7 protein-coding genes are annotated in these 6,484 nt (G+C 66.4%); 4 read left to right on the top strand and 3 right to left on the bottom strand.

Going from position 1 to position 6,484, the window contains the following annotated elements; genetic code table 11:
- Together ABS88_RS22620 and ABS88_RS22625 are read right to left on the bottom strand one after the other, a co-directional pair.
- On the bottom strand, positions 1-190 hold a 190-nt coding region (locus ABS88_RS22620), incomplete at its 3' end, for a hypothetical protein (protein WP_286750654.1).
- 51 nt (positions 191-241) lie between these two features.
- Positions 242-1,378 carry an acyltransferase family protein gene (locus tag ABS88_RS22625; RefSeq protein ID WP_286750655.1) on the bottom strand — a complete coding sequence of 379 codons (1,137 nt, stop codon included), beginning with the start codon at positions 1,376-1,378 and terminating at the stop codon, positions 242-244.
- 90 nt (positions 1,379-1,468) lie between these two features.
- Between ABS88_RS22625 and ABS88_RS22630 the strand changes: the two genes are divergently transcribed.
- Complete coding sequence (locus tag ABS88_RS22630; protein ID WP_286750656.1) at positions 1,469-2,320, top strand: LytTR family DNA-binding domain-containing protein; 852 nt, start codon at positions 1,469-1,471, stop codon at positions 2,318-2,320.
- A gap of 6 nt (positions 2,321-2,326) precedes the next feature.
- Here the strand turns inward: ABS88_RS22630 and ABS88_RS22635 are convergent, their stop codons facing one another.
- Positions 2,327-3,844, bottom strand: a complete 1,518-nt coding sequence (locus ABS88_RS22635) for an acyl-CoA carboxylase subunit beta (protein WP_286750657.1) — start codon at positions 3,842-3,844, stop codon at positions 2,327-2,329.
- A gap of 70 nt (positions 3,845-3,914) precedes the next feature.
- On the opposite strand from ABS88_RS22635, the gene ABS88_RS22640 reads away from it, so the two are divergent.
- The 3 genes from ABS88_RS22640 to ABS88_RS22650 all read left to right on the top strand — a co-directional run.
- Positions 3,915-4,418 (top strand): thioredoxin family protein, encoded by a 504-nt coding sequence (locus ABS88_RS22640; protein ID WP_286750658.1) that lies wholly within the window; start codon positions 3,915-3,917, stop codon positions 4,416-4,418.
- A complete protein-coding gene (locus ABS88_RS22645; RefSeq protein WP_003038717.1) occupies positions 4,418-5,197 on the top strand; it encodes an SDR family NAD(P)-dependent oxidoreductase in 780 nt (259 codons plus the stop codon). Before ABS88_RS22640 ends, ABS88_RS22645 begins: the two co-directional genes overlap by 1 nt.
- 112 nt (positions 5,198-5,309) lie before the next feature.
- A partial coding sequence (locus tag ABS88_RS22650) for a S10 family peptidase (protein WP_286750659.1) occupies positions 5,310-6,484 on the top strand: 1,175 nt, incomplete at its 3' end.

Here is a 6,484-nt window from a genome sequence, read left to right on the forward strand (position 1 = left end):
TGCGCCCCAGCCAGATCAGCACGACGCCCAGCACCGCCAGGACTGCGCCGTTGCGCGTCCACACGATGTCGCCCAGCATGAAACTGCTCGCGGGCCAGCGCACGATGTCGAGCCCCTGCAATATCCACAGCCCGCCCATCAGCACCATCGCGACCCCGACGATCGCCGCCAATCCTCTCACGATCTGCATGTCAGCCTCCCCTTTTTCTTGCAGGGAAGCTGACACAAAGCCGCGCCGCTGTCACGCGCGGCGCTGAAGCCCGATCAGCGGCCGCAGCCAGTCGATCCGCCGTCCGCCGAGATAAAAGGCCCAGCATCCCCCGACCGTCGCCGCGACGAGGATCAGGAAGGCCGGCAACGCCGCGACCTGCCCCTGCAACAGCCACCAGCCCACGACGACGATGATCGTCTGATGGATGATGTAAAAGGGGAACACCGCCTCGGCGAGCATGGCGCGCCTTGGATGGTCGCGGTTCGCAAAGCGGTCGGCAATCCCGACCAGCGCGACAATCGTCGCCCAGCCCTGCACCAGTCGCACGACCATGAAGATCGTCACGATTCCCGCCGGGGCCGGGCCTTCGTCCGGCGCGCTCCACATCGCCCAGGCGATATAGCCATAGGCGGCGACCGCGAGCGCCGCCGCCGCCGGCCAGCAGCGCGCGACGCTTTCGAAAAGCACCGGCCGCTCGCGAAGTAGCCAGCCGATAAAGAAGGGCACGAGGGAATGGAGATGGTTCGGCCCGTCGTCGACCAGCGCGTGCGTCTCGCGATAGCCGGGAAAGGCGAACAGGATGGCGAGCCACGCGGCGAGCGGCGCAATCAGCAACCCCCAGCCGCCAAACAACCGCGCCGCACCATCGGCGATCTTGGTCCGCGCCCGATCGGGCACCAGCACAAGTGCCGCGACCGCGAGCAGCGTGTAAGCGAACAGATAGACGACGAACCACAGATGCTGCCACGTCGGCAGCACGATCCCGTCGAGCGTTCCGAAGCGGAAATAGTCGTGGACCCAGAAGTAGCCGAAACCATGCGCATAACCATGCTGGGTCGCCAACTCGATCCACGGCTGCACCGGAATGACGACGATGATCCCGAAGGCGAGCGGGATCAGCAGCCGTGCGCTACGCGACCGCAGGAATGCCCCCGCGCCGCCGAGCTTGGCGAACAGCGCGGCGCTGGCATAACCCGACACGAGGAAGAGCAGCGGCAATCGCCAACTGTTCGTCGCCATCATCGGGATTTGCACCCAGTCCATCGGATGCGGCGTTTTGACATGCCACCCCCAAGGCACGAAATACATCCCGATATGATAGAGGATGAGCAGCGCGAACGCGCCGATGCGCAACCAGTCCATCCCATAATGCCGTGTCGTCACCATACCCAAATCTCCTTTGCCGGGGCCCGCTGCAGCCGCTAATCGGGATGGCGGCAGCCGGGCGACGGCGGCGGGACGAATTGCGGAGCCGATGTGACGGAGAAGGACGGGCGAGGGACGAGCGGCGGCGCGACCGGGACGAGCGGTTTCGGCCCGCGCGCGCTGACCTTGCTCGCCTTCGGGGCGCTGCTCGCCTACGGACTCATCCGTATCACCTCGAACGTCTATTCCTATCTTGCCGACCGCCGCGCGGCGGGCGTCGATGTGACCGCGGCGACCGCATGGACTTACGAAAGCACCAGCCTGCTCGCCTGGGCGCTGATGATGATCGTCTGCTGGTTCAGCGTCCGCACCGTCCGCCCACCGCGCTTCGGCTGGCGCACGGCGGTCGCGATCCATGCCGCGCTCGCCTTTCCTGTGTCGCTCGCGCATATCGCGCTGATGGTCGGCTTTCGCATGCTCGCGTGGCGGCTATCGGGTGGCACCTATCATTTCGAATCGCCCGACGGGACGCCGGTCTTTTATGAATTGCGCAAGGATCTGGCGACTTATGCCGAGCTGATCCTGCTCATGTTCCTGATGCAGTGGCTGATCGACCGTTACGCAATGCCGCCGGTCGCAATCGTCGCGCCGACGACGCTCGCGGTCGGCGACGGATCGGTCACGCACCACTTGCCGGTCGCCGAGATCGAGCATGTCACCGCAGCGGGCAATTATGTCGAGATCGCATGGCGTGGCCAGCGCCTGCTCCACCGCGCGACATTGAGCGCGATCGAAGCCGAACTGGCCCACGCGGGCTTCGTCCGCATCCACCGCGGACGCATCGTCCGAAAACAGGCGGTCCGGCGCGTCGTCACACACAAGAGCGGCGATTTCGAGGTCGAGATGGAAAGCGGCGAGATGCTCCGCGGCAGCCGGCGATTCCGGGAGAATCTGGAGGGCTGAAACGCCTTAATCGAGCACCCGCCACGCCAGCTCGGCGAACTCGCAAAGCAGCGGCCGCGTATCCCTGGGATCGATGATGTCCTCGACCCCGAATTTCTCAGCGGTGCGGAACGGCGAGCGGACGCGGTTGAGCCGTTCGCGGATCGCTTCCAGATGCGCCGCTGGATCCTCCGCCGCCTCGAGCTCGCTCTTGTACGCGACCTCGACCCCGCCCTCGATCGGCAGGCTGCCCCAGTCGCCCGAGGGCCACGCAAAGCGGTACTGGAAGCGCTCGGCGTTCGACATCGCGCTGCCCGCGATGCCATAGGCGCGCCGCACGACGACCGACGCCAGCGGCACGCTCGCGCGGTAGATTGCATTCATCGCCTGCACGCCATAGCGGATCGTCCCCGTCCGCTCGGCCTCGCCGCCGATCATGAAGCCCGGATTGTCGACCAGATGGACGATCGGCAGCCGGAACTGGTCGGCGAGCTTCACGAAGCGCTCGGCCTTCTCGCTCGTCTTGGCGTCCCACGATCCGCCCAGATAGGTGGGATCGCTCGCCAGCACCGCGACCGGATAACCGTCCAATCGCGCGAAGGCGGTAATCACCGCCCGCCCCCAACGCGCGCCCATTTCGAAGAAGCTGCCCTGGTCGAACACCGCCCCCGCGATGCGCCGCATCGAATAGACCTGCTTTGCCTCGCGCGGAACGACCGACAGCAGCGCCTCGTCGCGGCGGTCGACCGGATCGCTGCACGGCGTCCGCATCGCGCGCTCGTGGATCGACGACGGCAGGTAGGACAGGAACCAGCGCGCCCGCGCAAAGGCCTCGGCCTCCGACGCCACCTCGTCGTCGACGACGCCGTTGCGCGTATGCACATCGACCCCGCCCAGCTCCTCCCGGTCGAGCGTGTCGCCGATCGCCGCGGCGACCGCCGGGCCGGCCGCGAACAGTTGCGACAGGCCGCGCACCATGATGCTGTAGTGGCTCGCGACGACGCGCGCCGCGCCCAGCCCCGCGGTCGGCCCGAGCGCCAGCGCGACGACGGGCACGGTATCGAGATTGGCGATGATCTGGTCCCAGCCCGGAACATGCGGGATATAGGTATAGCCCATATCCTCCAGCGTCTTCACCGACCCGCCGCCACCGGTGCCGTCGATCATGCGGATCAGCGGCAGGCGATATTCGTGCGCCATCGCCTCGCACTGGATGAACTTGCGGTGCAGCGCCGCATCGGCCGCGCCGCCGCGCACGGTAAAATCATCGGCACTCGCGACCACCGGCCGCCCGTCGATATTGGCCCGCCCGAAGATGAAATTGGACGCGGCGAGGTCTTCGAGGGTGCCGTCGGGGCCATAAGCCCCCCGCCCCGCGATCTTGCCGATCTCGCGAAAGCTGCCCGGATCGACGATCGCCGCGAGCCGCGCGCGCGCGTCCATCTTGCCGCGGCTGTGCTGGCGCGCGACCTTCTCTTCGCCGCCCATCTTTTCGGCCATCGCGCGCCGCGCGGAAAGCTCGTCGACTTCCTTTTTCCAGCTCATACCGATCAGGCTAGCTTACGTTGACGGAAACGTCATTCCGATTCTTCGCGCGCGCTGCTACCGTCGCGCGATGACCCGCTGCTTCGCCCTCGCGCTTGCCGCCGCGCTCGCTCTGACATCCCCTCTTTCCGCCGCAGCGGCGCCGCGCGCGATGCCCGGTTTTGCCGAACCCTACAAGACCGACGCTTTCGATCCCGACGACGATCCGATGGCCGCCATCGACGCCGCGCTCGCTGCCGCCAGAGCAGCGGGCAAGCACGTGCTGCTCGTCATGGGGACGGGCACCTGCCACGACAGCGCGTGGCTCGCCAATCTGCTCGCGACAGATCGGTTCGCCCCGGTGCGGAGCCGCTATATCGTCGTGTTCGCCGATGTCGGGATGCCGCACGCCGGCCTCGTCCGGCATCCCGAGGTTCCGGCGCGCTTCCGCTTCAAGATCAAGGGCACCCCGACCGTCGCGGTCCTCGACGGCGACGGCCGCGTGCTCAACCGCAAGGCGGCGCCCAGATGGCGCAACGCCGCGAGCCGCAGCGACGACGACATCTATAACGAACTTATGGGAGAGGAAAACTGATGGCGGATATGAACCTTGGCGGTCGCACCGCGCTCGTTACCGGGGCATCGCGGGGGATCGGACGCGGCATCGCGCTGGCGCTCGCCGGGGCGGGCGCCGACGTTGCGGTCAACTACACCCGCGACGCGGACGCCGCCGCCGAAACCGTCGCGGCGATCCAGGCGCTCGGCCGCCGGGCCAAGGCCTATCAGGCGTCGGTCACCGACGAGGCGGCGAGCGCTGCGATGGTCGCCGCGATCGAGGATGATTTCGGGCCGATGTCGATCCTGATCAACAATGCCGGCATCGCCAGCCGCGGCCGGACGGTCGCCGACACCGACGCCGCCGAGGTCGAAAAACTCCTTGCCGTCCACGCGGTCGGCGCGCACCGGCTGAGCCGCCTCGCGCTGCCGCAGCTTCGCCAGCATGCGCGCAGCGACGTGATCGTCATTTCCAGCGTCGCCACGCTCCAGCACAGCGCCAACAGCGCGCCCTACACCATGGCCAAGGTCGCGGGCGAAGCGCTCGCCCTCGCGCTTGCCAAGGAAGAACTGCGGAACGGCGTGCGCGTCAATATTGTCGCTCCGGGCCTGACGATCAGCGACATGGGCGAACGTCTGGCGCAGGCGATCACGGGTAATCCGGACATTCACCATCTCGACGCCAAATTCCCCTTCGGCCGCGTGTCCGATCCCTCCGACGTCGCTGCGGCGGTGCTCTGGTTCGTCAGCGATGCCAACCCCTATTGCTCGGGTCAGAAACTCAACATCGACGGCGCGGGGCAGGCGACTTTCCGATAGGCCCTTCTCGTCATTGCGAGCGGCGGAGCCACGTGGCAATCGAGAGTAGTGCAAATCACCCTGGATTGCTTCGCTCCGCTCGCAATGACGACCTAATGCAGAGATCGACCGTATGAAATTCATGGCCGCCGCCGCGCTCGCGCTCACCCTCGCCGGCTGTACCACGGCGCAGTCGCGCGAACCGCGCGCAGCCGCCGAGAGTCCCGCCCCCGACGAACCGATGTTCACCCCCACCGAGGTCGAAAGCCGCGGTTCGGTGATGGTCGGCGGCGTCGCCATCCCCTATCGCGCCGTCGCGGGCACGCTGATCGTCCACCCCAGGGGCTGGGACGACACCGTCGCCATCGAACGCAAGAGCGACAAGGATGCAGCCGCCGAGGTTCCGGCGTCCGAAGCCTCGATGTTTTACACGGCCTATTTCAAGGAGGGCGCGCCCGCCGAAACGCGGCCGATCACCTTTCTGTTCAACGGCGGGCCCGGATCGCCGACCTTGTGGCTCCACATGGGCGCCTATGGCCCCCAGCGCGTCGAAACCCCCGATCTTGCTCATGGCAGCGCGCCCTATCGCACCGTTCCCAACGAGCACAGCCTGCTCGATGTCTCCGACCTCGTCTTTATCGATGCCCCCGGCACCGGCTTCAGCCGCGTCGCCGGCAAGGACAAGGAAAAGGCATGGTTCGGCGTCGATCAGGATATCCACGCCTTCACGGTCTTCGTCCGCGATTTCCTGTCGAAATACGGCCGCTGGAAATCGCCCAAATATCTTTACGGCGAAAGCTATGGGACGATGCGCGCCGCGGGGATGACGCTGGCGCTGCAACGGCAGGACATCGACCTCAACGGTGTGATCCTGCTTTCGGACATTTTGAACTGGGATCTCGTTCCCGACGATCCGCAAGTCAATCCGGGGGTGGACCTTCCCTATATCGTCTCGCTGCCGACCTATGCCGCGACCGCCTGGTATCACAAGCGCGCGGGCGCGGGACGCGAGCTCGCGCCGTTTTTGAAAGAGGTCGAGGCCTTTGCGACCGGCGACTATGCGATCGCGCTGCTCAAGGGCAATAACCTGCCCGATGCCGAACGACAGTCGATGGCGGCCAGGCTCCACGGATATACCGGCCTCCCGGTCGACTATCTGCTCAAGACCAATTTGCGCATCGAATATGGCGCGCTGCAAAAGGAGCTGCTCGCCGACAAGAGCGAAACCACCGGCACGCTCGACACCCGATTCACCGGGGCGACGCTTGATCCCTTGAGCAAGACCGCATCCTACGATCCGCAGGGCAG

This window comes from Sphingopyxis sp. SCN 67-31 (genome assembly GCF_001725095.1).

Coding starts and splice junctions, on each gene's coding strand:
- ABS88_RS22625 (WP_286750655.1), bottom strand. CDS start 1,378: ATGGTGACGACACGGCATTATGGGATGGACTGGTTGCGCATCGGCGCG.
- ABS88_RS22635 (WP_286750657.1), bottom strand. CDS start 3,844: ATGAGCTGGAAAAAGGAAGTCGACGAGCTTTCCGCGCGGCGCGCGATG.
- ABS88_RS22640 (WP_286750658.1), top strand. CDS start 3,915: ATGACCCGCTGCTTCGCCCTCGCGCTTGCCGCCGCGCTCGCTCTGACA.
- ABS88_RS22645 (WP_003038717.1), top strand. CDS start 4,418: ATGGCGGATATGAACCTTGGCGGTCGCACCGCGCTCGTTACCGGGGCA.